The sequence below is a fragment of the Stenotrophomonas sp. GD04024 genome (assembly GCF_029837545.1).
GTDB classification, from domain to species: domain Bacteria; phylum Pseudomonadota; class Gammaproteobacteria; order Xanthomonadales; family Xanthomonadaceae; genus Stenotrophomonas; species Stenotrophomonas forensis.
This window is the reverse complement of the sequence record NZ_JAOEDV010000074.1, coordinates 1-21,230: the sequence shown is the minus strand read 5'-3', so window position 1 is coordinate 21,230 and position 21,230 is coordinate 1. Positions and strand designations below refer to the sequence as shown.

Genomic DNA, 21,230 nt, shown 5'->3' with positions numbered 1-21,230 from the left:
TGCCGTGCGCCTTCGCCACCGACACGCTGGTCGAAGCCCAGGCTCAGGCGGCCATTGCGGCCCCACCACGATTCCAGTGCCACGCCGAACAGCGCACTTCCGCGCGACGTGTTCCAGCCCGCCAGTGGCGCCCAGGCATCGACGCCGACGAAACTGGCCTGCCAATCCACATCGGCACCATCGAGCCGCTGCTGCCACTCGGCATGACCGCGCAGCGTCCATCGCCCCCATCCACGCTCACCGCGCACACCGGCCAGCATCTGGCTGCGCTGCACGCGGTTGGCATCGCCACGCAGGCCGAAGCCGAAACCACCCAGCTCCTGGAAGGCGTCGGTCTCCACACGCGTGGTGCTGGCGCCCAGGTAAGGCGTCAGCGACGCACCGGCACGGCCGAAGCTATAGCCGCCTTCCACGCTGGCACTGCTGAAGCGCCCGCCGTAGCGCGCAGAGACACCGTAGGCGCCGGCACCCAGCAGCAGCTGGCGATCCAGCGTGCGGGTGAACTGGCCGCTGCCGAGCTGGGCCAGCGCATAGCCACGCCCCAGGTTCCAGCCGGCATACAACTGCGCCTGCGCCTGGCGATCACGACCGCGATCTCCATCAAAACTGCTGCCACCGTTGCTGCGGGTCTCGCCGAAGGCCACGCCCATCAGCCCGTTGCTGCCCAAGGCCAGATCCTGCCCGGCCATCCAGCCGCGGCTGTCGGCGCTGTTGCCGGCGAAGCTGCCCTGCCCGGCCTCACCCAAGGCGCTCTGCCAGGTCCCACGCAGCCGCGGTGCCGCCTGCACCCGATCGAAACGTTCGGCGATCGCGCGACGTGACATGTCGATGCTGTCGAAGGTGGCCGACTCGGCCCGCGCATGCGACTGTCCCGACAGGCTCTGCAGGCTGGCGGCCAGGCCATCACGACCACCGCCGGTCCACTGCAGCGCGCCGGCCGCCGCGCCGAACGGCGAGCCCTGCAGGACGGGACTGCCATCGAGCGCGCTGAACGCACCTTCCAGTCGTTGCGCGGCAGACTGCGCCGAGGCCGTGAGCCCGGTCGCCGCCGCAGTGACGCTGACCTGGGCCAGGTTCAACCAGGCATTGTTGCTGTCATAGCCATAGCTGCTCTGCAGCAGCGACAAGCCCTGCAGGCCGCTGGAGGTGGCCGGGCTGCTGAAGGTGCCGCTCAGGCCACCGGCCGCATGGACCAGGTCCTGGCGGCTGCCGCTCTGCGGCACATAGCCGGAGACGAAGCCATGCACGCGCACGCCACCATTGATCGAGGCGGTGCCGGTCACCTGCAGCGCATTGGCACCGAGCGCGATCATCAGCTGGCCACCTGCCTGCTGCGTGTAGTTGCCCTCGATGGTGCCGGTGGTGCTGCCGGTGGTCAGGAACACGCTGCTGCCGTTGACCACGTTGCCGATCACCCGCGGCGTGCCACCATTGAACTGCAGGCCCGTCGAATCCGGATCGGGCTGGCCCAGGATGGTCACGTTGGAACGGATGACACCGCCGTTCTGCAGCGACAGGATGCCGCGCTCGATGCGGGTGGCGCCGGCATAGCTGTTGTTGCCGCCCAGCACCAGGGTCCCGCCGCCCTGCTTGACCAGGCCGCCACTGCCGACGATGTCGTTGCTCCACAGCGAGCCGGTCGAGGCCACATCCACGTTGGCGACCACATCACCCCAGTCAAAGCGCCCGGGGCCCTTGACCGCTCGGCCGATGTCCAGCAGGCCGTAGCCGAACACCGGGTCCACGCCAGGCGCGCCGATGTCCTTGGCGGTGCCCAGCAGGGTCTGCCGCACCAGGTCGTTGTTGAAGTAGGGGAAGCGCTGCCAGACCAGCGCCGCCGCACCGGAAATCAGCGGCGCGGCGAATGACGTGCCGTAGTTCCAGTAATAGCTGCCACCGCTGGCATCGGGATAGACCGCGCTGCCCGGCGCCGCCAGGCAGTAGCGGGCCGCCTGGCCGCAGGCATTGGCATAGCTGGCCAGCGCACCCGGCGTGTAGGGATCAACCGCGGTCGCCACCAGCCAGCCGCGCTCCAGGTCGGCCGCCGGAAGCGTGCCGGCCACGCCTTTCTGGCTGGGCAGCGCAGCCAGGCTGCTGGGTTCGGTGCGCGCGTCATTGCCGGCTGCGAACACCACCAGGCCGCCGTGGTTGATGACAAACGGGCGGTATTCGGCCGCCACCTGCGCGGTGGTCGGCAGGTCGGTCCAGTACAGGCCGCCCCACGAATTGTTCATCACCTTCACGTTGTAGTTGATCAGGTCCTGGTGGACCTGCGCCACGCCGAGCGGACCGCTGAAGGCATTGCCGCGCCCACTGCCGTCATCGGTCGGCCGCGTGTCGGAAATGATCCGCGCGGATACGATCTGCGCCCCCGGCGCGATGCCCCCCGGCCACGTCCCTACCGCTGCACCGGCGGCCAGGCTGGCCACCGCGGTGCCGTGGCCGACCACATCGTCGACCGCCAGGTTGTTTCTGGCCGGATCGATGTAGTTGAGGTTGGCCAGCACCCGTCCGTTCAGCGCCACCGCATCGCGCTGCACCCCGGAATCAACGATGCCGATACGCACGCCCTGCCCGGTCAGGCCCGCTGCCTGTGCGGCACGCGCGTTGGTGACTGACAGATGCGCATCGAAAGCCGGTTCCTGCGGCTTGGCCGGCGGCGGCGTGGTGGGTGGAGGCGTGGTGGGGGGCGGCGTGGTCGGCGGTGGATCGATGCGCACATTGCCGCCGCCTCCGCCTCCGCCACATGCCGTCAGCGCCATCGCCAGCGCGGTACCCAGGGCAGACCTCACCATCGTCGTGCGTTCCATCGATTCCTTCCCATGAACGTTGGCCGGCCGTGATCCTGGCTGGCATGCGGCCGCGCCCAGCGACGGCCCTCCGCGACCCTCTATACTTGGGCCGACCCCCACGCAGTCTGCCGGGAAACCGGGGCGCTTCCAACGGCCTCCGGTCTCCTTTCCGAACATTGCTTACGCATCAACGAGATTGCCATGTCCAACATCGTCATCGCCGCCGCCAAGCGCACCGCCATCGGCTCCTTCCTCGGCCAGTTCAACGGCGTGCCGACCCCGACCCTGGGCGCGGCCGTCATCAGCGCCGCCCTGGAACAGTCGGGTGTTCCGGCCAGCGACGTCTCCGAGGTCCTCATGGGTTGCGTGCTGCCGGCCAACCTCGGCCAGGCACCCGCCCGCCAGGCCGCGATCGCCGCCGGCATCCCGCTGTCGGTGGGCGCCACCACCCTCAACAAGGTGTGCGGCTCGGGCATGAAGACCATCATGCTCGGCCATGACCTGATCAAGGCCGGCTCGGCCAGCATCGTGGTGGCCGGCGGCATGGAATCGATGTCCAACGCGCCGCACATGCTGCCGAACTCGCGCACCGGCAACCGCTTCGGCAACTTCCAGGCGGTCGACCACATGGCCCACGACGGCCTGGTCAATGCCTACGATGGCAAGGCGATGGGTGAATTCGCCGAATGTGCCGTGGACAAGTACCAGTTCAGCCGCGAAGAGCAGGACGCCTACGCCATCGAATCGGTCAAGCGTGCGCAGGCCGCGCAGGCCAATGGCGCGTTCGCCGATGAGATCGTCGCGGTGAAGGTCGCCACCCGCAAGGGAGAGGTCGAGGTCGCCACCGACGAACAGCCGGGGCGCTCGGACATCGCCAAGATCCCGACCCTGCGTCCGGCCTTCAAGAAGGACGGCAGCGTCACCGCCGCCAGCTCCTCCAGCATTTCCGATGGCGCGGCCGCCGTGGTCCTGCTGACCGAGGAGGATGCCGCCGCGCGTGGCATCACCCCGCTGGCCCGCATTGTCGGCCACGCCACCCACTCGCAGGAGCCGGAGTGGTTCACCACCGCACCGATCGGCGCGCTGCACACGCTGCTGGACAAGACCGGCTGGTCGCTGGACCAGGTCGATCTGTTCGAAATCAACGAAGCCTTTGCCGTGGTGGCGATGGCGCCGATGCGTGAGCTGGGCATCCCGCACGACAAGCTCAACGTGAATGGCGGTGCCTGCGCACTGGGCCATCCCATCGGCGCCTCGGGTGCACGCCTGGTGGTCACCCTGGTCAACGCGCTGCGCACGCGCGGTGGCAAGCGCGGCATTGCCACCCTCTGCATCGGTGGCGGCGAAGCAACCGCAATCGCCATCGAATTGATTTGAAAAGATTTAACGATGATTTCGCAAAAATGAATGCGGGATCGCTTGACACCCAATATTGGCTTGTCATCATGTTGTCGGCGCGCAGCATGCGCGTTGCCTAATTCTAACGACGAGGATTTACACAATGAGCATCAACAAGCTGCTGGTCGCGATGTCCCTGGCTCTGGCCCTGGCCGCCTGCTCGAAGCAGGAAGCTGCCCAGGACGCCGCTGCTTCGGCCAACGAAGCCGCCACCGAAGCCCAGGCTGCTGCCGACCAGGCCGCCGCTGCTGGCGCCCAGACCGCCGACGCTGCCCAGCAGGCCGCTGACACCGCCGCCACCGCTGCTGACGCTTCGGCTGACGCCGCTGCCCAGGCTGGCGCTGCTGCCACCGACGCTGCTGCCGGCGCTGCTGCCGACGCTGCCAAGGCTGCCGAAGGCACCGCCGAGAAGGCCAAGGACGCTGCTGAAGAAGCCAAGAAGTAATAACTTCTTTCTTCACGCTGTTCTGGAAAAGCCGCTGGTTCGCCAGCGGCTTTTTCTTTGCGCCGATGCCCGCGGTTGAGCCACTGCATCGCCACCCCGTCTTCACAACGGCATGAATAGGCTGGCGTCCCCATCCATTGCAGCACCGGAGACCGCCATGAAGATTCGTCCGATCACCACCACCCTGCTGGCTGCCTCCCTGCTGCTGGCGCTGGCCGCCTGCAAGGGCCCGGAAGCCGAACAGGCCAAGCAGGACGCACAGCAGGCCGCCGACAGCGCTGGCGCTGCCGCCCGCGACGCTGTCGACAAGGCCGCTGCCGCCACCCGCGAAGCCGCCGACAAGACCGCCGCTGCCTCCGAACAGGCGGCCGCCGATACCCAGCAGGCGCTGGACAAGGCCGCAGACGCCACCGCCAATGCCGCCGACAAGGCCAAGGACGCTGCCACCGACGCCGCAGCTCATGCCAGCGACGCGACCGCCAACGCCGCACAGAAGGTCGCCGACAAGGCCCGCGATGTCGCCAATGACGCGAAGGCCAACGCCGCCAAGGAAGAAGCCAAGCACTGAGGCGTACCGGCAGCCGGGCATGCGCTCGGCGCCACAGGAAAAGCCGCGGCACCGCCGCGGCTTTTCTGCTTTCTGCTTTTCGCTTTTTCTGTTGATTTCGTGGTGTGCGCCCACGGAAATTGTCCGCGGCCGCGCGGGAGGGTTGCGCAGGGGCGTGAGCCGCATGGATGCGGCGACCGAGCTTACATGGACGTACTTGCAGCGCCCCCTGCGCAACCCACCCGCGCGGCCCGCTCACGACGCAGACTCCGCGCCGCCCGCCACGAGGGGCTCGGCCGTTGGCCGCCGCCTACGGCAACGCGCGCGCCAGCATGCCCGACACATCCAGCCCCGCCGGCAGCGTCCCAAACGCCAGCCCGTGCTCCCCTTGCAAACGACTACGCACGAATGCCTCGGCCATCGGACTGCGCGCACGCAACAGCAGCGCCGCCTGCAGCAGCAGCGCTGTGCGCTCGCAGAACATCCGCGCCTGCGATTCTTCCGGCGGCGGTGCCGCCGCCCAGCGCTGCAGTGCGGCCGCATAGCGCGCATCACGATCGGCCACCGCGGCCAGTTCACCGCGCAGCGCCACCATCGCCTCGGGCTCACGTGCCAGCGCGCGCAGCACGTCCAGGCACTGGATGTTGCCGCTGCCCTCCCAGATCGAATTCAACGGTGCCTGCCGGTACAGCCGCGGCAGCATCGATTCCTCCACGTAGCCGGCGCCGCCCAGGCATTCCTGTGCTTCATTGACGAACGCCGCGGCACGCTTGCAGATCCAGTACTTGCCCAGGGCCGTCCCCAGCCGCGCCAGCGCCGCTTCGTTGCCATCCACGCCGGCACGATCCACCGCGCGCGCGATACGCATCGACAACACCGTGGCCGCTTCCGACTCCAGCGCCAGATCGGCCAGCACGTTGGCCATCAGCGGGTGATCGACCAGCAGCGTGCCGAAGGTACGCCGGTGGCGCGCATGGTGCAGCGCCTGTGCCAATGCCATGCGCATCTCCGCTGCCGTACCCAGCATGCAATCCAGGCGGGTCATCATCACCATGCCGATGATGGTGGCCACACCGCGCCCCTCCTCGCCCACGCGCCATGCCTGTGCGCCGCAGAACTCGACTTCGCTGGACGCATTGGCCCAGTCACCCAGTTTGTCCTTCAGCCGCATCAGCCGGAACGCATTGCGGTCGCCATCGGCCAGCCGGCGCGGCATCAGCAGGCAGGTCAGTCCACCTGGCGCCTGCGCCAGCACCAGGAAGCCATCGCACATGGGCGCGGAGAAGAACCACTTGTGGCCGACCAGGCGGTAGCGCTCGCCATCGATCGGTTCGGCGCGCGTGCTGTTGGCCCGCACGTCCGAGCCGCCCTGCTTCTCGGTCATGCCCATGCCCAGGGTGATGCCGGCCTTGTCCGCCACCGGCACGTCGCGTGGGTCGTAGACCGGCGCAGCAGCCTTGCGCGCCCACTCGGCCAGATGCGGGTGCGGATGCAGTACCGCCACCGCGGCGTGGGTCATGGTCAACGGGCAGCTGGTGCCCGCCTCGGCCTGGTGATGCAGGTAGCTCAGGGCCGCACGCGCGACATGCGCACCGGGCTGCGGCTCGTGCCACGACAGTCCAGCCACGCCATGCTGCTTGGCCGTGCCCATCAGCTGGTGATAGGCCGGATGAAACTCCACGGTATCGATGCGATGGCCCTGCGCATCATGCGTACGCAGTCGTGGCCGATCACGGTTGGCATCGAAGCCGAGCCGGTACAGTTCGTCACCGGCCAGCGCGCCGTACACCGCCAGGCGCGGTGCGAAGCTGCCCGCACCCTCCCGCTGCACCGCCTCCATCAATGCCACGTCATCGGTCCACAGATGACGGCCGGCGAACGGTGGCGGCTGGTTCAGCACCACATGGGTTTCGAAGGGCGCGCTGCTGCTGAAGCTCGGTCCACTCATCCGGTCCATCCTGGCGGCAAGAAGTGTGCGGCTCGATTGTGCCGCATCACCTGCCAAGCCCGCGTTCAGGCCGGTTCTCACCCCGTGCACGAGGCAGCGGCCACAGTGACCGCATGACAGGCAACGACGATCTGGTGGTCCTGCGCCCGGAGGGGCTGTACTGCGCCGCCGGTGACTTCCACATCGATCCCTGGCGGCCGGTGCCACGTGCGGTCATCACCCATGGCCATGGCGATCACGCGCGCCCGGGCATGGGCGAGTACCACTGCAGCGAAGGCAGCCTGCCGATCCTGCGCTGGCGCCTGGGTGACGTGCCGGTGCAGGCGCATGCCGAGGGCGTGCCGTTCCGGCTGGGGCGGGTACAGGTATCGCTGCACCCGGCCGGGCATGTGCTGGGTTCGTCGCAGGTCCGTATCGATGACGGGCAGCAGGTCTGGGTGGCGTCCGGCGACTACAAGCGCCAGCCTGATCCAACCTGCACGCCGTTCGAGGTCGTGCCCTGCGATACCTTCATCACGGAGGCCACCTTCGCGCTGCCGATCTACCGTTGGCCGGACACGCCGGCAGTGGCTGCCGGGATCGTGGCGTGGCGCCGCGAATGCGAACAGCGTGGCGAGGCCGCGATCCTGCTGTGCTACGCACTGGGCAAGGCACAGCGGGTGCTGGCCGAACTGTTGCCGCTGGACGATCGTCCGGCCTGGCTGCATGGCGCCATCGCCAACGGCGTAGCGGTCTACCGGCAGGCCGGCGTACCGATGCTGGAGACGCACACCGTCGCCGAGCAGGGCCGCCAGCCGGATGCAGCCGGCCAGTTGATCCTCGCGCCCCCCTCGGCTGCGGGCACGCCGTGGATGCGGCGCTTCGGCCGCCATCAGCTGGGCTTCGCGTCCGGCTGGATGCAGCTGCGCGGCAACCGGCGCCGGCGCAATGTCGATCGTGGTTTCGTCATCTCCGACCATGCCGATTGGCCTGGGCTGCTGCAGACCATCGAACAGACCGGCGCGCAGCGGGTGATCGCCACCCATGGCAACACCGACGCGCTGATCCCCTTCCTGCGCGAACGCGGGGTGGCTGCCGAAGCCTTCCGTACCGACTTCGGGAGCGAGGAATGAAAGCCTTCGCCGCGCTCTACCAGCGGTTGGACCGCAGCACCGCTACGCTGGACAAGCGTGCGGCGCTGGTCGATTACTTCCGCCAAGCACGTGCGCATGATGCGGCATGGGCGCTGTACCTGCTCAGTGGCGGCAAGGTCGGCGGCGCGCGCAGGAAGATCGCGGCAAGCGGCGAACTGCGCGCCTGGATTGCCGAACAATCGGGTCTGCCACCGTGGCTGGTCGAAGACAGCTATGCGCAGGTCGGTGACCTGGCCGAAACGCTCACCCTGCTGCTGGACGATCCGGCGCAACCGGCTGCCGACCGGCCCCTCGCCGAATGGATCGAACAGCACCTGCTGGCCGTGGCCAACCAGGACGAGCCGGTACGCCGCGCAGCAGTCGTTGCCGGCTGGCAGCAGCTGTGCAGCAGCGAACGACTGGTGTTCAACAAGCTGCTGACCGGCGCACTGCGTGTCGGTGTTTCGCAGCGACTGGTGCAGCAGGCGCTTGCCGAATGGTCGGGCTTGGACATCGCACGCATCGCCCAGCGCATGCTCGGCGAATGGGTCCCCTCACCCGGGCTGCTGGGCCAGCTGCTGTCACCGGACGAGCTGCCACTGGACCGGCAGCAGCCCTACCCGTTCTTCCTCGCCTCGCCCCTGGAAGGCGAACCGGAAGACCGTCTCGGCCCGATCGACGACTGGATGCTGGAATGGAAGTGGGACGGCATCCGCCTGCAGCTGCTGCGGCGGCGCGGCGAAACAGCCCTGTGGTCACGCGGCGAGGAGCGGCTGGATGGTCGCTTCCCTGAGATCGAACAGGCTGCATTGGCCTTGCCCGATGGGTGTGTACTGGACGGAGAGCTGCTGGCCTGGGACGAGAGTGGCGAGCTGCCGCGCGCCTTCACTGCGCTGCAGACCCGCATCCAGCGTCGCAAGCCCGGCGCTGCCACGCTGCGCAACACGCCGGTGCGCGTGCTCGCCTATGACCTGCTTGAACTCGACGGTGAGGATCTGCGCGCGTTGCCGTTGCAGCAGCGACGCCTGCGGCTGGCAGAGGTCATCGGCAGGCTGGGCGACACCCGCATCCAGCTGTCGCCCGAGGTGGCCGCCGTTGATTGGGCGCATGCCGCCGCGATGCGCGAGCTGGCGCGCGAACGCGGCGTGGAAGGATTGATGCTGAAACGACGTGGCTCACCCTACCAGGCCGGGCGACGCCGCGGCGACTGGTGGAAATGGAAGGTCGACCCGCTCACGATCGATGCCGTGCTGCTGTATGCGCAGGCCGGGCACGGCCGCCGCAGCACGCTGTACACCGACTACACGTTCGGGGTCTGGGATGGCGACACTCTGGTGCCGGTGGCGAAGGCTTACTCGGGCCTGGACGACAAGGAAATCCTCGCACTCGACCGCTGGATCCGCGCCAACACCCGCGAGCGCTTCGGACCCGTGCGCAGCGTGCGCGCCGAACAGGTCTTCGAGCTGGGCTTCGAAGCGGTCAACCAGAGTTCACGGCACAAGTCGGGCGTTGCCGTGCGCTTTCCGCGCATCCTGCGCTGGCGCCACGACAAGCCGGCCAGCGAGGCTGATCAGCTGGCCACGCTGCAGGTGCTGGCGCGATGACCCGCAGCCAGGCGCTGCGTCGGCTGGAGGACTGGTTCGCGGCCCGCGGCTGGCGCTCATTGCCGTTCCAGCGCGCGATGTGGCGGCACTACCTGGCCGGTGAATCGGGCGTGCTGCACACGCCCACCGGCAGCGGCAAGACGCTGGCCATGTTCGGTGGGCCGCTGCTGCAGGCGATGATCGACCCACCGGTATCACCCCGTCGCGCCAGTGCGGTGCGTCCGCTGCAGGTGCTGTGGGTGACGCCGTTGCGCGCACTGGCCAGCGACACCGCGCGCGCCCTTCAGGCGGTGGTCGACGGGCTCGGCCTGGGATGGCGGGTGGGCCTGCGCAGCGGTGATGCCAGCAACCGCGAGCGGCGACAGGCGCGCGAGGGCCGCGTCGACGTGCTGGTGACCACGCCGGAATCATTGGCACTGCTGCTGAGCTATCCGGATACCCTGCCGCGGATGCGCCAGCTGCGCTGCGTGGTGGTGGATGAGTGGCACGAACTGCTGGGCAACAAGCGGGGCGTCCTGCTGCAGCTGAACCTGGCCGTGCTGCGCGAGGCCGCGCCTGCGCTGCAGCTGTGGGGGCTGTCGGCCACGCTGGGCAATCTGCAGCAGGCACGCGACGTGCTGCTGCCTGGGCAGCCGGATGCACCGATCGTGCAGGGTGTGCGCCCGCGCGCGATCCGCGTGCGCAGCCTGCTGCCCGAGCCCGGCGAGCGCTTCCCGTGGGCCGGGCATCTCGGCCTGGCGCAGCTGCCGCGCGTACTGGAAGCGCTGATGCAGGCGCGCAGCAGCCTGCTGTTCACCAACACCCGCGCGCAGGCCGAACTGTGGCATCAGGCGCTGGCGGCAGTCTGGCCGGAAGACCCGGATACGCTGGCACTGCATCATGGCTCGCTGGATCCAGCGCTGCGCCAGCAGGTGGAAGATGGCCTGCGTGCGGGCACGTTGCGTTGCGTGGTCGCGACCTCCAGTCTCGACCTCGGCGTGGACTTCCCCGAGGTTGAACAGGTACTGCAGCTGGGCAGCCCGAAGGGCGTGGCACGCCTGCGCCAACGCGCCGGACGCGCGCGCCATCGACCCGGCGCCGGCAGCGCCATCCTCTGCATACCCAGCCACGCGCTGGAGCTGGCCGAGTACGCCGCCGTGCGCCGTGCACTGGCCAAGGGCGTGGTCGAGGCGCGCAGGCCACCGACACTGTCGCTGGATGTGCTGGCCCAGCATGCGGTCAGCCGCGCGTTGGCCGGTGGATTCCACAGCGACGCGTTGCTGGCGCAGGTACGCCGTACCCACGCCTTTGCCACGCTCGGTGACGAGCAGTGGCAGGCCGTGCTGACATTCATCGTGCAGGGCGGCCAGGCCCTGGCCCAGTACCCCGACTTCCACAAGGTAGTGCGCGATGACGACGGTTGCTATCGCATGCACGACCGTCGCCAGGCGCTGCGTCATCGGCTGTCGATCGGCACCATCAGCAGCGATGGCAGCGTACGCGTGCAGTTCCTGCGCGGCGGTGGCCTGGGCGCGGTCGAGGAACAGTTCGCCAGCCGCCTGCGCCGCGGTGATCGCTTCCAGTTCGCCGGACGCCTGCTGGAGCTGGTGCAGCTGCGTGACATGACCGCCTTCGTGCGGCTGGCACGCGGGCGCGGTGACGGTGTCGTGCCGCGCTGGCAGGGCGGCCAGTTGCCACTGTCGATGGCACTTGGCCGCGAACTGGAGTCGGTCCTGTCCGGCGCCGATGATAGCGCGGAATCACGATGGCTGGCTCCGCTGCTGGCCCTGCAGCAACGGATGTCGGCGCGCCCCGCGCCCGATCATCTGCTGGTGGAGGACGTACGCCGCCGCGACGGCCAGTTCCTGTTCGTCTATCCCTTTGCCGGCCGTCACGTGCACGAGGCACTGGCGGCGCTGTTGGCGCTGCGTTGCACGCGCCTGCAGCGCAACAGCATCGGCTATGCGGTGAACGACCATGGTCTGGTGCTGGCACCGGCGCAGGCCATCGACCTGGACACAGCGCAGTGGCGCACGTTGTTCACCGGTGATCGGTTGCTGGACGATCTGCGTGCAGCGGTGAACCTGGGCGAGCTGGCACGCCGCCAGTTCCGCGGCATTGCGCGCGTGGCGGGCCTGCTGGTGCCCAGCCTGCCCGGTGGCATGCCGCGTTCGCTCCGCCAGCTGCAGGCCTCGGCGGGCCTGCTGTACGACGTGCTTCGCGAACACGATCCAGACCATCTGCTGCTGGCGCTGGCCGAACGCGAGGTGCTGCATGACAGCCTGGACCTGCCTGGCCTGCAGCAGGTGCTGGAACGCATCAGCACGCAGGCGCTGTCGGTGCAGCGTCCTGCGTCGCTGACGCCACTGGGCTTCCCCTTGTGGGCCGAGCGTCTGCGCGGGCAGTTCAGCAACGAAGACTGGCGCACACGCGTGCAGCGTGCGGCACAGCAACTGGAACGCCGCCATGGTCGATGAACTGCCCGTGCGGCTTGCCGGTGAAGCCATGGTCCTGATCGGCGCGCGTGCGCTGTACTGGCCGGCGCGGCAGGCGCTGCTGATCGCCGACCTGCACCTTGGAAAGGCCGACGTGTTCCGTCGTGCCGGCATCGCGCTGCCCCGCGGCGGCACCGCCGACGACCTGCAACGCCTGCAGTCGCTGCTGGACATGCACGCCTGCCGCGAACTGTGGATCCTCGGCGACATCCTGCATGGGCCCGCGCATCGCGCGGCCTGGTACCAGCAATGGCTGGGCTGGCGCGAACGCAATGCCGGGCTGGACGTGCACGTACTGCGTGGCAATCACGATCGGCAGCTGCCGCACGCGCAGCTGCAGGTACAGATCCACGATGAGATCGGGCTGGCGCCGTTCCTGCTTCGCCATGAGCCGGTACCGGACGCAGCAATGCACGTGATCGCAGGGCATCTTCACCCGCAGGTCGCACTGCCCTCGTTGCGGCGGCGCTTTCCCGCATTCTGGCTGCGCGAGCGGATGACGATCCTGCCCGCGTTCTCCGCATTCACCGCTGGCATCGTGCCTGTGCCCATCCGCGGCGAACGGATGATCGCCTGCGTCGACGGCGGCCTGGTGCAGCTGCCCGCGCGCTGAATCAGGCCGGGCGCAGGCCCAGCGCCGGCATCAGGCGGAAATCCGCCGTGTCATCGTCACGTCGTCGCGGCAGGGCCTGGATCGCCGCCAGCATCTCCTGCGCGCAGGCACGGATGAGTGCGTGGTGTTCGGGTGATGCATGGCTGATCAGGCTGCCGACATGGAACTCGAACACGTCCTCCAGTACGTCGGGCTGGTCCTCGTGCAGCATCTGCAACAGACCGCGCAGCTTGCAGATTTCCGATTCCAGCTCTTCGACCGCGAACAACATGGCGTCCTCCTCTTCAACATCCGGCGGCACGTCCGGGCCGCAGCAGGCCGCAACGGCGGCGGCGCCCGGGCCACGCGCGATGTTGATCACGGAAAGGAAAACGGGCGACGCGGCTGTCGCGTGCTCCCCTCTTGTCGCACAACCACGGTGAGGCAACCGTTAATTCACGTGACGGCCTGCTTCACACGCCTGCGATTGCAGCGGCAGTGCGAGGCGTTTCGGTTGCGCTGCCCAGCGCCTCGATGAAGGCAGGTTCCAGCGCGAGCGAACCGAACCAGCCATGCTGCGTGCCGCTCAGCACGCGCAGCATGTGGCTGCGACCGCCGGGCAGGCGCCCCATCGGACCGAGCAGCACATCACGCGCCTTCGCCCAGCCATCGCGGTCGGACTGGAACAACGGCGTCAGCCATCGACTCCAGCGCTGGTACACCGCCACATGCGCGCGCCGCTGCGCCTGGTAGGCCTGCAGCGCGGCCGTGCCACCACCATGGATGCGCACCGCATCGCGCAGCGCCAGCGCATCGAGCAGCGCCATGTTCACGCCCTGCCCCAGCTGCGGACTCATCGCGTGCGCAGCATCACCGGCCAGCACCAGGCGCCCCTGGTGCCAGCGCGACATCACCGCATCGCGATAGACCGCGCGCGCCAGTTGGCCGGCATCACGCAGGTGGGCGAAGCGCGCAGCGGCCTGCGGCCACAGCGTGTGCAGTTCCTCCAGCCAGGACGGCATGCCATCGTTCTGCCAGCGCTCGAAATCGGTACGCGGCAGGCTCCAGAAGAAGCTCAGGCGCGGCGTGTCGTCACCCGGACAGGTTCCCACCGGCAGCAGACCGATCATCTTGCGCGCGGCCACGTAGCGCTGGCGCAACTCCTGCACGTGTGGCCAGTCTTCGGCCGGCAGCAGGCACCACAGCGCGCCCCACGGATACACGCGATCCAGCCCGGCACCCGTGGCAATGGTGCTGCGCAGCGTCGACGCTGCGCCATCCGCAGCCACCACCAGGTCGAACGGGCCATGCGTGCGGCCTTCGCCGTCGCGCAGGCGGCCCTGTTCGGCATCCACTCCGGTAATCGTGATGCCGGCATGCAATTGCCCTGCGCCGTCCCGCGCTTCATCCAGCAGCGAGAACAACGCGCCGCGCTGCATGCCCAGCCCATGCAGGCGCGCGTCCAGGCCGTCGTAGCGCATGTCCATCACCGCGCGCTCGCACGGCGTATCGCCGTACAGGCGGTGTACGGGTGCGGCATGCGCGCGCACGGCGTCGAGCAGGCCCATCTGCCACAGCACCTGCAGGCCACTGGGCTGCAGCAGGAAGCCTGCGCCGACCGGCCCCGGCGTGGGCACGCGCTCGAAAATGTCCACCTCATGACCATCACAGGTGAGCAGGATGGACAAGGCCTGTCCAGCGGTGCCGTAGCCAATCACGGCGATGCGCAGTCGTTCCTTCATGCCTGCATTGTGCCCGAGGCCGGCAGATGACGACCGGAATGCGGACGGCTGCACAAAAAAAACCCCGCCGAAGCGGGGTTTTCAACGCACTGTCGAGTGGATCACTCGGCCGGCGTGATGTTCGAAGCCTGGGCACCCTTCGGGCCCTGGGTCACGTCATAGGTGACACGCTGGCCTTCCTGCAGGCTGCGGAAGCCCTTGGAGTTGATGGCGGAGAAGTGCGCGAACACGTCGGCGCTGCCATCCTCCGGCGAGATGAAGCCAAATCCCTTGGCGTCGTTGAACCACTTGACGGTACCGTTCGGCATGGTGATGCGAGACCTTATGCAATGAATGGGTGGTGTACGCTGAACCCGCGCACAAGCTGAGTATGCAAAGCTTGCTCGGGGAAGACAATCACCCCCGTGCCAATTCGCCCACCAGTTCCGGAAGTCCGTTGCTGGCCGCCTGCACGTTGGCCAGCACTTCGGCCATCGTAATCTCCTCGCCATCTCCACAGCCGGCGGCCCAGTTGGCGATGATGGCCAGGCAGGCGTAATCCAGCCCCAGCTCCCGTGCCAGCGCGGCTTCCGGCATGCCGGTCATGCCCACCAGGTCGCAGCCATCACGGCGCATGCGGGCGATTTCGGCGATGGTTTCCAGGCGCGGGCCCTGCGTAGCGCCGTAGCAGCCACCGTCATGGACCGTGACACCGGTCACTTTCGCGGAGGCCAGGATCTTGCTGCGCAGCATCGGCGTGTACGGATGGCCGAAATCGACGTGGACCACGTCGGTGCCTTCTTCTTCACAGACGGTGCTGATGCGGCCCCAGGTGTAGTCAATGATCTGGTCCGGGCAGGCCAGCACGCGCGGACCAAAGTGTTCGGTGATGCCACCAACCGTGTTCAATGCCAGCACCCGCTGCGCGCCCAGCTGCTGCAGCGCCGCCAGGTTGGCGCGGTAGTTGATCTTGTGCGGCGGCAGCGAGTGGCCTTCACCGTGCCGTGCCAGGAACGCCACGCGATGGCCGAGCAGTGTCCCCACGCGCACCGGGCCGGAGGGGCGGCCGAAGCGGGTGTCGACCTCGTGGGTCTGCACGTCGTCAAGCTTGGCCAGGTTGTAGACACCGGTACCGCCGATCACGGCCAGGGCGATCTGTTGCATTCGAAGCACTCCATGAAAAGACAAACGCCGGCACCCGAGGATGCCGGCGGCAGAAGAACACGCGCCGCGGGCGGCGGCGCCGTTATTCCTTCATCGCGTAGATGGCCGGCACGCAGCGCAGGGTTTCGTTGACGTCCATGCCGAAGCCGAACACATAGCGGTCCGGCAGTTCGATGCCGGCGTAGTCGGCGACCACGTCCGGCAGCGCGCGGTCGTGCTTCTTCACTGTCATCGCAGCGATGCGCACGTCGGTCGCGCCCTGCTCCAGGCACCAGGTGCGCACGCCCTGCAGGGTGTAGCCCTCGTCGAGGATGTCGTCGATCAGCAGCACGCGGCGGCCGAACAGCGAGGTGGCCGGCTTGTGCTTCCAGACCAGGTCGCCGCCGGTGGTTTCACCGCGGTAGCGGGTGGCGTGCAGGTAATCGAACTGCACGTCCTGGCCGCGCGCGCCCAGTTCCAGCGCCAGCTGGCCGGCGAACGGCAGCGCGCCGTGCATGATCGACAGGAACAGCGGCACCTCGCCCTTGTAATCGCGCGCGATGGCGTCGGCGATACCAGCGATGGCCTTGTCGATGGTGGGGCGGTCGACCAGCAGGTCAGCCTGGGCCAGGGCCTGGGAAATGGTGAGGTTGGGCATCAGACGGTTCTTCCAAGGGTTTCAAGCAGACGGGATTGGGTGTCGCCATGGCGGGCATCGGCCAGCAGGCCGTCCCAGCCGAGCGCGCCGCGGCCAAGCAGCCCCAGCAGCGCAGCAGTATTGAGGGAGCGTCCCTGCACGGCGTGCAGGGCTTCATCGACCAGTTCCGGGTGGCAGACCAGCACCACGTCACAACCGGCATCCAGGTGTGCATGCACGCGCGCCGGCACGCCGCCGGCACTGTGCGAGGCGGCCATGCCGATGTCGTCGGAGAACACCACGCCACGGAAGCCGAGCTCGCCGCGCAGGATGTCCTGGATCCAGCGCGGCGAATAGCCGGCCGGTTCCGGTGCCACCTGCGGATAGATCACGTGCGCCATCATCACCGCATCGGCACCGGCGGCGATGCCGGCCTGGAACGGCACCAGGTCCTGCGCACGCAGCTCGTCCAGCGCGCGCGGGTCGATCGCGGTGTCCACGTGGGTGTCTTCCAGCACCGTGCCGTGGCCAGGGAAATGCTTGAGCGTGGCCGCCATGCCAACGGCGTGCATACCACGCACGTAGGCGGCGGTGAACGCGGCCACCACCTGCGGGTCTTCACTGAAGGCGCGGTTGCCGATGGCACGGTTGCCACGGCCGAGGTCGACCACCGGCGCGAAGCTGAGGTCCACACCGCTGGCGCGCACCTCGCTGGCCATCAGCCAGGCGTGCTGCTCGGCCAGCGCCAGCGCCCGCTGCGGATCGGTCGCGTACAGCGCCCCGATCTCCTGCAGCGGCGGCAGCTCGCTGTAGCCTTCACGAAAACGCTGCACGCGGCCGCCTTCCTGGTCGACGCAGATCAGCTGCGGACGCGGGGCGGCGGCGCGGATCGCCGCGCTCAGATCGGTCACCTGCTGGCGCGAGGCAAAGTTGCGCTTGAACAGCACCACCCCGGCCACGGCATCGTGCTGCAGCCAGTCACGTTCCTGGGCGGTCAGTTCGGTGCCGGCAACGCCGATCAGCAGCATGGTCGATCTCCACAACGCGCGCCCGCATGGCGCAGTGCCGCATTGTCGCAGAACCGGCCGACAGGCGCAGTGGTCGCGAAAAGGAGACGGAGGGGATTAAGCCGCAATCGGCCCTCACGAGCTGAAAACGACTTAATCCCCTCCGTCCCCTTTTCGGGGCTGGTCAGACCTTGCAGCCGTCCGGGCCGCAGGCCTCGTCGCCCTCTGCCGGGGACGCGAATGTGCCCTGCTCGGCCGCGATCTGGCGCAGCGCGTTGGCGAACGCCTCCGGCGGCTGGGCGCCTGAAATGGCCCAGCGGCCGTCGATGACGAAGGTCGGCACCGAGGAGATGCCCAGTGCATGGGCTTCCTGCAGCTTTGCCTCGACCTCCGCCAGGCCGCGGTCGGAGGCCAGCATCTGGGTGATCTCGCCCGCGTCGAGGCCACCGGCTACGCCAGCCTTGACCAGTACTGAGCTGTCAGCCAGGTTCTGGCCCAGCTCGAAATGGGCGCGGAACAACGCCTCGCCCACCGCGTCCTGCACCCCATGCTGGCCGGCCAGCCACAGCACCCGGTGGGCCGGCAGCGTGGTCACCCGCACCTGGCCCTGGCTGAAGTCCATCGGCAGGCCTTCGGCGCGCGCCGTGGTCTGGGTCTGGTTGAGGATCTGCTCGGTGCGCTCGACACCGCCGAACTTGCGCACATAGGCCTCGCGCAGCGGCACCGGCTTTGCGTCCGCGTCCGGGTCCAGCTGGAACGGCTGCCAGTGGATGTCGAGTTCAGGCGCATCGGCGCCCAGCAACTGCACGCCCTGCTGGAAACGATGCTTGCCGATCCAGCACCAGGGGCAGACCACGTCGGAGTAGATGTCGATTCTCATGCCCACCACATGGGGGCCGCGGCCTTCGAAAAAAGGGGACGGAGGGGATCAAGCCGCTTTCCGCACAGGCGGGGTAAAGACGACTTGATCCCCTCCGTCCCCTTTTTAGGGGTTCACCACTGTGAATAGGGGTGACTGGCGAGGGCGACGTTGTAGTAGCGGGCGTCATCGGTCACTTCGGCACCCACCCAGTCCGGCAGGTCGATGACCTGGTCGGCGCTGTCCAGCTCGACCTCGGCCACGACCAGGCCGGCGTTGTCGCCGAGGAACTCGTCCACTTCCCAGGTCAGCCCGGCGTGGTCCACCAGATGGCGACGCTTGTCGATCAGCCCGCCTACGCACAGTGCAAGCAGCGCGCGCGCGTCCTCCACCGGGATCGGGTAGTCGAACTCCTGCCGGGTATGGCCGATGGTGCGCGACTTCAGGTTCAGCGCAGCGTGGTCGCCCTCGATACGCACGCGCACCGAAGCGTTCTGGGTGCCGCGATCGAGTGCGCCCATGTCGTTGATGTAGCCCTGTGCCATCGGGATCACCCGGTGCGCGGCGGTGCGCCAGCCATCGCTGCTGACGAGGAATTTGCGTTCGATTTCGATGCCCATCGCGCCATTATGCGCGATGGGCATGACAGCCCGTCAGCGCTTCTCGAACACCGCGATGCTTTCCACGTGTGCGGTGTGCGGGAACATGTCCATGGCACCGGCGCTGACCAGGGTGAAGCCCTGTTCGTTGACCAGGTAGCCGGCGTCACGCGCCAGCGAGCCCGGGTGGCAGCTGACGTAGACGATGCGCTTGAACTGCTTCAGCGGCAGCTGCTGCAGCACTTCGATCGCACCCGAACGCGGCGGGTCGAGCAGCAGCTTGTCGAAGCCCTGGCGCATCCACGCGGTGCTGCGCTGGTCCTGGGTCAGGTCGGCACTGAAGAACTGCGCGTTGGCCAGGCCGTTGCGCTCGGCATTCTCGCGGGCACGCGCGACCAGGCCGGCATCGCCTTCCACGCCGACCACTTCGCGCACGCGGCGGGCCAGTGGCAGGGTGAAGTTGCCCAGGCCGCAGAACAGGTCCAGCACGCGCTCGTCCTCGCCCGGCTCCAGCAGGTCCAGGGCGTGGGCGATCATCTTCTCGTTGAGCTTGGCATTGACCTGGATGAAGTCCAGCGGGCGGAATGCCAGCTCGACATCCCACGGTGCCAGCCGGAACGACAGCGGCACGCCCTGCCCGTCCAGCGGCTGCACGGTGTCCACGCCGCCGGACTGCAGGTAGATCACGAAGCCATGCTGCTGGCCGAAGGCAGCCCAGGCGGCGCGGTCGGCATCGCTGAGCGGCTGAAGGTGCCGCACGGTCAGGACCACGGCCTGGTCGCCAGCGATGAATTCGATCTGCGGGATGTCACGCTTGCCATCGAGCGATTCGATGAAGGTGGACAGGGCCTCGACCTTGGTGCCGATCTCCGGAATCACGGTCAGGCACTGGCCGAGGTCGGCCACGAACCGCGGGTCCTGTTCACGGAAACCGACCAGGGTCTTGTCCTTCTTCTCGACCCGGCGCACCGAGAAGCGGCCCTTGCGGCGGTAGCCCCAGCTCTCGCCGACCAGCGGCGCCAGCACGGTGCCCGGCTTCACATGGCCGATGCGCTCGAGGTTGTCCATCAGCACGCGCTGCTTGGCGACGATCTGCTGGTCTTCGTCCAGATGCTGCAGCACGCAGCCAGCACAGGTGCCGAAGTGCGGGCATTTGGGGGTGACACGCTGCGGCGAGGCCTGCAGCACCTGTACCGTGCGCGCCTCGTCGAAATGGCGGCCGCGGGCGGTCTGTTCCGCCATCACCACCTCGCCCGGCAAGGCGCCGCTGATGAAGGTGACCTTGCCGCCCTCGCCTTCACGGCGGGCGACACCGCGACCATCATGGCTGAGGTCGAGGATTTCGGTCTGGAACGGGGTACGGTCGATGCGGGAGCGGGATCGGGCCACGTGGCGACAGGCTGCGGGCAAAAATGGGGCCGTATTGTCGCAGATCCTGACCGGCAGGGTCCGCACCCGCTTGCGCCCGTCGCCGTCGTGCTTGATGATTGGACCAGCTGACATGGAGGCAGCCCTGATGCAGATGACCCCGCGGACCAGCCGGCCCCGCTTCCTGCTTGTCGAGGACGACATCATCAGCCGCGGTTTTTTCAAGGCGGCGTTGGAAACGTTACCAGCGGATGTGGACACCGCAGACTCACTTGCCAGCGCGCTGGCCAGCGCCGAGCCCGGCGCGCATGACCTGTGGCTGATCGACGTCAATCTGCCTGACGGCAATGGCGCGCAGCTGCTGCGCGAACTGCGCCGTTCACACCCCGATACCCCGGCGTTGGCGCATACCGCCGACGGCGACACCTCCATTCATGCCCGCCTGCGCGAAGCCGGTTTCAGCGACACCCTGGTCAAACCGCTGGGCCGCGACCAGCTGCTGAAGGCAGTGCGCCGGGCCCTGGTGAACAGTCCGGCGGGAATCTTCGTGGCCCAGGCCCCGGCAGCGGTCGAGCTGCAGGTGCAGGACTGGGACGAGACTGCGGCACTGGCCGCACTCAATGGCCAGCGCAACCACCTGATCGCGCTGCGAGAACTGTTCCTGGCCGAGTTGCCCGGCGTGCGCGACGCGGTCGAGCAGGCGGTGCACCAGCATGACGAGCGGCAACTGCGCAGCCAGTTGCATCGGCTGCAGGCGAGTTGCGGCTTCGTGGGTGCGGCACGGCTGGGCCGGGCGGTGCGCCAGCTGCATCATGCGCCCGAGTCGGGGCAGGCCCAGGACGGGTTCCGTGCGGCGGTGGCTGCCCTGCTGCACTGAGGGGTGTTCGGCAGGGCTGCGCCCTGCACCTGCCGAAGCTAACGTCAAATTCAACGTCAAAAGCGGGCATCCCGTGAGATGGCGGGGCGGTGTCGGAGTGCGGGGAC

The 21,230-nt window shown here is 68.3% G+C and carries 19 protein-coding genes; 8 read left to right on the top strand and 11 right to left on the bottom strand.

Features of this window, described 5'->3' with window-relative positions; all coding sequences use genetic code 11:
- Positions 1–2,810 (bottom strand): autotransporter serine protease (locus N7590_RS18005; protein ID WP_279935772.1); only part of this gene is annotated, 2,810 nt, incomplete at its 3' end.
- A gap of 183 nt (positions 2,811–2,993) precedes the next feature.
- On the opposite strand from N7590_RS18005, the gene N7590_RS18000 reads away from it, so the two are divergent.
- From N7590_RS18000 to N7590_RS17990, 3 genes are all read left to right on the top strand, one after another.
- Positions 2,994–4,169 carry a thiolase family protein gene (locus tag N7590_RS18000; protein WP_053511852.1) on the top strand — a complete coding sequence of 392 codons (1,176 nt, stop codon included), beginning with the start codon at positions 2,994–2,996 and terminating at the stop codon, positions 4,167–4,169.
- 124 nt (positions 4,170–4,293) lie between these two features.
- Positions 4,294–4,635: a hypothetical protein gene (locus N7590_RS17995; protein WP_006461107.1), complete on the top strand. Its 342-nt coding sequence runs from the start codon at positions 4,294–4,296 to the stop codon at positions 4,633–4,635.
- Positions 4,636–4,792: 157 nt separating this feature from the next.
- The gene (locus tag N7590_RS17990; protein ID WP_006461120.1) at positions 4,793–5,203 is read left to right on the top strand and encodes a hypothetical protein; all 411 of its coding nucleotides are present in this window, start codon (positions 4,793–4,795) and stop codon (positions 5,201–5,203) included.
- Positions 5,204–5,492: 289 nt separating this feature from the next.
- On the opposite strand, the gene N7590_RS17985 is transcribed toward N7590_RS17990, so the two are convergent.
- Complete coding sequence (locus N7590_RS17985; RefSeq protein ID WP_164242523.1) at positions 5,493–7,130, bottom strand: acyl-CoA dehydrogenase family protein; 1,638 nt, start codon at positions 7,128–7,130, stop codon at positions 5,493–5,495.
- A 113-nt stretch (positions 7,131–7,243) separates the two neighbouring features.
- On the opposite strand from N7590_RS17985, the gene N7590_RS17980 reads away from it, so the two are divergent.
- Genes N7590_RS17980 through pdeM form a run of 4 tightly spaced genes read left to right on the top strand, consistent with a single transcriptional unit; the run spans position 7,244 to position 12,933 of the window.
- Positions 7,244–8,242 carry a ligase-associated DNA damage response exonuclease gene (locus tag N7590_RS17980; RefSeq protein WP_164242524.1) on the top strand — a complete coding sequence of 333 codons (999 nt, stop codon included), beginning with the start codon at positions 7,244–7,246 and terminating at the stop codon, positions 8,240–8,242.
- The gene (locus tag N7590_RS17975) at positions 8,239–9,846 is read left to right on the top strand and encodes an ATP-dependent DNA ligase (protein WP_164242525.1); all 1,608 of its coding nucleotides are present in this window, start codon (positions 8,239–8,241) and stop codon (positions 9,844–9,846) included. The genes N7590_RS17980 and N7590_RS17975 overlap by 4 nt, the downstream gene beginning before the upstream one ends.
- Positions 9,843–12,302 (top strand): ligase-associated DNA damage response DEXH box helicase, encoded by a 2,460-nt coding sequence (locus N7590_RS17970; RefSeq protein WP_164242526.1) that lies wholly within the window; start codon positions 9,843–9,845, stop codon positions 12,300–12,302. The genes N7590_RS17975 and N7590_RS17970 overlap by 4 nt, the downstream gene beginning before the upstream one ends.
- Complete coding sequence (pdeM, locus tag N7590_RS17965) at positions 12,292–12,933, top strand: ligase-associated DNA damage response endonuclease PdeM (protein WP_164242527.1); 642 nt, start codon at positions 12,292–12,294, stop codon at positions 12,931–12,933. Before N7590_RS17970 ends, pdeM begins: the two co-directional genes overlap by 11 nt.
- 1 nt (position 12,934) lies before the next feature.
- On the opposite strand, the gene N7590_RS17960 is transcribed toward pdeM, so the two are convergent.
- The 9 genes from N7590_RS17960 to rlmD all read right to left on the bottom strand — a co-directional run bounded on the left by N7590_RS17960 (position 12,935) and on the right by rlmD (position 20,267).
- Positions 12,935–13,204, bottom strand: coding sequence for a hypothetical protein (locus N7590_RS17960; RefSeq protein WP_164242528.1), 270 nt, complete (start codon positions 13,202–13,204; stop codon positions 12,935–12,937).
- A gap of 181 nt (positions 13,205–13,385) precedes the next feature.
- The gene (locus tag N7590_RS17955; protein WP_279935771.1) at positions 13,386–14,654 is read right to left on the bottom strand and encodes an NAD(P)/FAD-dependent oxidoreductase; all 1,269 of its coding nucleotides are present in this window, start codon (positions 14,652–14,654) and stop codon (positions 13,386–13,388) included.
- A gap of 101 nt (positions 14,655–14,755) precedes the next feature.
- Positions 14,756–14,962: a cold-shock protein gene (locus N7590_RS17950; RefSeq protein ID WP_005410590.1), complete on the bottom strand. Its 207-nt coding sequence runs from the start codon at positions 14,960–14,962 to the stop codon at positions 14,756–14,758.
- A gap of 88 nt (positions 14,963–15,050) precedes the next feature.
- Positions 15,051–15,797, bottom strand: coding sequence for an S-methyl-5'-thioinosine phosphorylase (locus tag N7590_RS17945; RefSeq protein WP_164242530.1), 747 nt, complete (start codon positions 15,795–15,797; stop codon positions 15,051–15,053).
- Between the two features lie 82 nt (positions 15,798–15,879).
- Positions 15,880–16,434, bottom strand: coding sequence for a hypoxanthine-guanine phosphoribosyltransferase (locus N7590_RS17940; RefSeq protein WP_006461210.1), 555 nt, complete (start codon positions 16,432–16,434; stop codon positions 15,880–15,882).
- The gene (gene nagZ, locus N7590_RS17935; RefSeq protein ID WP_053450476.1) at positions 16,434–17,441 is read right to left on the bottom strand and encodes a beta-N-acetylhexosaminidase; all 1,008 of its coding nucleotides are present in this window, start codon (positions 17,439–17,441) and stop codon (positions 16,434–16,436) included. The genes N7590_RS17940 and nagZ overlap by 1 nt, the downstream gene beginning before the upstream one ends.
- A gap of 163 nt (positions 17,442–17,604) precedes the next feature.
- Positions 17,605–18,300, bottom strand: a complete 696-nt coding sequence (locus tag N7590_RS17930; RefSeq protein WP_164242531.1) for a DsbA family oxidoreductase — start codon at positions 18,298–18,300, stop codon at positions 17,605–17,607.
- A gap of 113 nt (positions 18,301–18,413) precedes the next feature.
- Positions 18,414–18,899 (bottom strand): CYTH domain-containing protein, encoded by a 486-nt coding sequence (locus N7590_RS17925; protein ID WP_053451361.1) that lies wholly within the window; start codon positions 18,897–18,899, stop codon positions 18,414–18,416.
- Positions 18,900–18,932: 33 nt separating this feature from the next.
- Entirely contained in the window at positions 18,933–20,267 is a 1,335-nt protein-coding gene (gene rlmD / locus N7590_RS17920) for a 23S rRNA (uracil(1939)-C(5))-methyltransferase RlmD (protein WP_164242532.1), read from the bottom strand.
- Between the two features lie 127 nt (positions 20,268–20,394).
- Here rlmD and N7590_RS17915 point away from each other — a divergent pair, with 127 nt between their 5' ends.
- Positions 20,395–21,123, top strand: a complete 729-nt coding sequence (locus N7590_RS17915) for a response regulator (protein ID WP_040009454.1) — start codon at positions 20,395–20,397, stop codon at positions 21,121–21,123.
- Positions 21,124–21,230 lie beyond the last annotated feature (107 nt).

What these genes read in the sequence shown, in the direction of transcription:
- N7590_RS18000 (WP_053511852.1), top strand. Translation starts at nt 2,994, where the DNA reads ATGTCCAACATCGTCATCGCCGCCGCCAAGCGCACCGCCATCGGCTCC.
- N7590_RS17995 (WP_006461107.1), top strand. Translation starts at nt 4,294, where the DNA reads ATGAGCATCAACAAGCTGCTGGTCGCGATGTCCCTGGCTCTGGCCCTG.
- N7590_RS17990 (WP_006461120.1), top strand. Translation starts at nt 4,793, where the DNA reads ATGAAGATTCGTCCGATCACCACCACCCTGCTGGCTGCCTCCCTGCTG.
- N7590_RS17985 (WP_164242523.1), bottom strand. Translation starts at nt 7,130, where the DNA reads ATGAGTGGACCGAGCTTCAGCAGCAGCGCGCCCTTCGAAACCCATGTG.
- N7590_RS17980 (WP_164242524.1), top strand. Translation starts at nt 7,244, where the DNA reads ATGACAGGCAACGACGATCTGGTGGTCCTGCGCCCGGAGGGGCTGTAC.
- N7590_RS17975 (WP_164242525.1), top strand. Translation starts at nt 8,239, where the DNA reads ATGAAAGCCTTCGCCGCGCTCTACCAGCGGTTGGACCGCAGCACCGCT.
- N7590_RS17970 (WP_164242526.1), top strand. Translation starts at nt 9,843, where the DNA reads ATGACCCGCAGCCAGGCGCTGCGTCGGCTGGAGGACTGGTTCGCGGCC.
- pdeM (WP_164242527.1), top strand. Translation starts at nt 12,292, where the DNA reads ATGGTCGATGAACTGCCCGTGCGGCTTGCCGGTGAAGCCATGGTCCTG.
- N7590_RS17960 (WP_164242528.1), bottom strand. Translation starts at nt 13,204, where the DNA reads ATGTTGTTCGCGGTCGAAGAGCTGGAATCGGAAATCTGCAAGCTGCGC.
- N7590_RS17955 (WP_279935771.1), bottom strand. Translation starts at nt 14,654, where the DNA reads ATGAAGGAACGACTGCGCATCGCCGTGATTGGCTACGGCACCGCTGGA.
- N7590_RS17950 (WP_005410590.1), bottom strand. Translation starts at nt 14,962, where the DNA reads ATGCCGAACGGTACCGTCAAGTGGTTCAACGACGCCAAGGGATTTGGC.
- N7590_RS17945 (WP_164242530.1), bottom strand. Translation starts at nt 15,797, where the DNA reads ATGCAACAGATCGCCCTGGCCGTGATCGGCGGTACCGGTGTCTACAAC.
- N7590_RS17940 (WP_006461210.1), bottom strand. Translation starts at nt 16,434, where the DNA reads ATGCCCAACCTCACCATTTCCCAGGCCCTGGCCCAGGCTGACCTGCTG.
- nagZ (WP_053450476.1), bottom strand. Translation starts at nt 17,441, where the DNA reads ATGCTGCTGATCGGCGTTGCCGGCACCGAACTGACCGCCCAGGAACGT.
- N7590_RS17930 (WP_164242531.1), bottom strand. Translation starts at nt 18,300, where the DNA reads ATGAGAATCGACATCTACTCCGACGTGGTCTGCCCCTGGTGCTGGATC.
- N7590_RS17925 (WP_053451361.1), bottom strand. Translation starts at nt 18,899, where the DNA reads ATGGGCATCGAAATCGAACGCAAATTCCTCGTCAGCAGCGATGGCTGG.
- N7590_RS17915 (WP_040009454.1), top strand. Translation starts at nt 20,395, where the DNA reads ATGCAGATGACCCCGCGGACCAGCCGGCCCCGCTTCCTGCTTGTCGAG.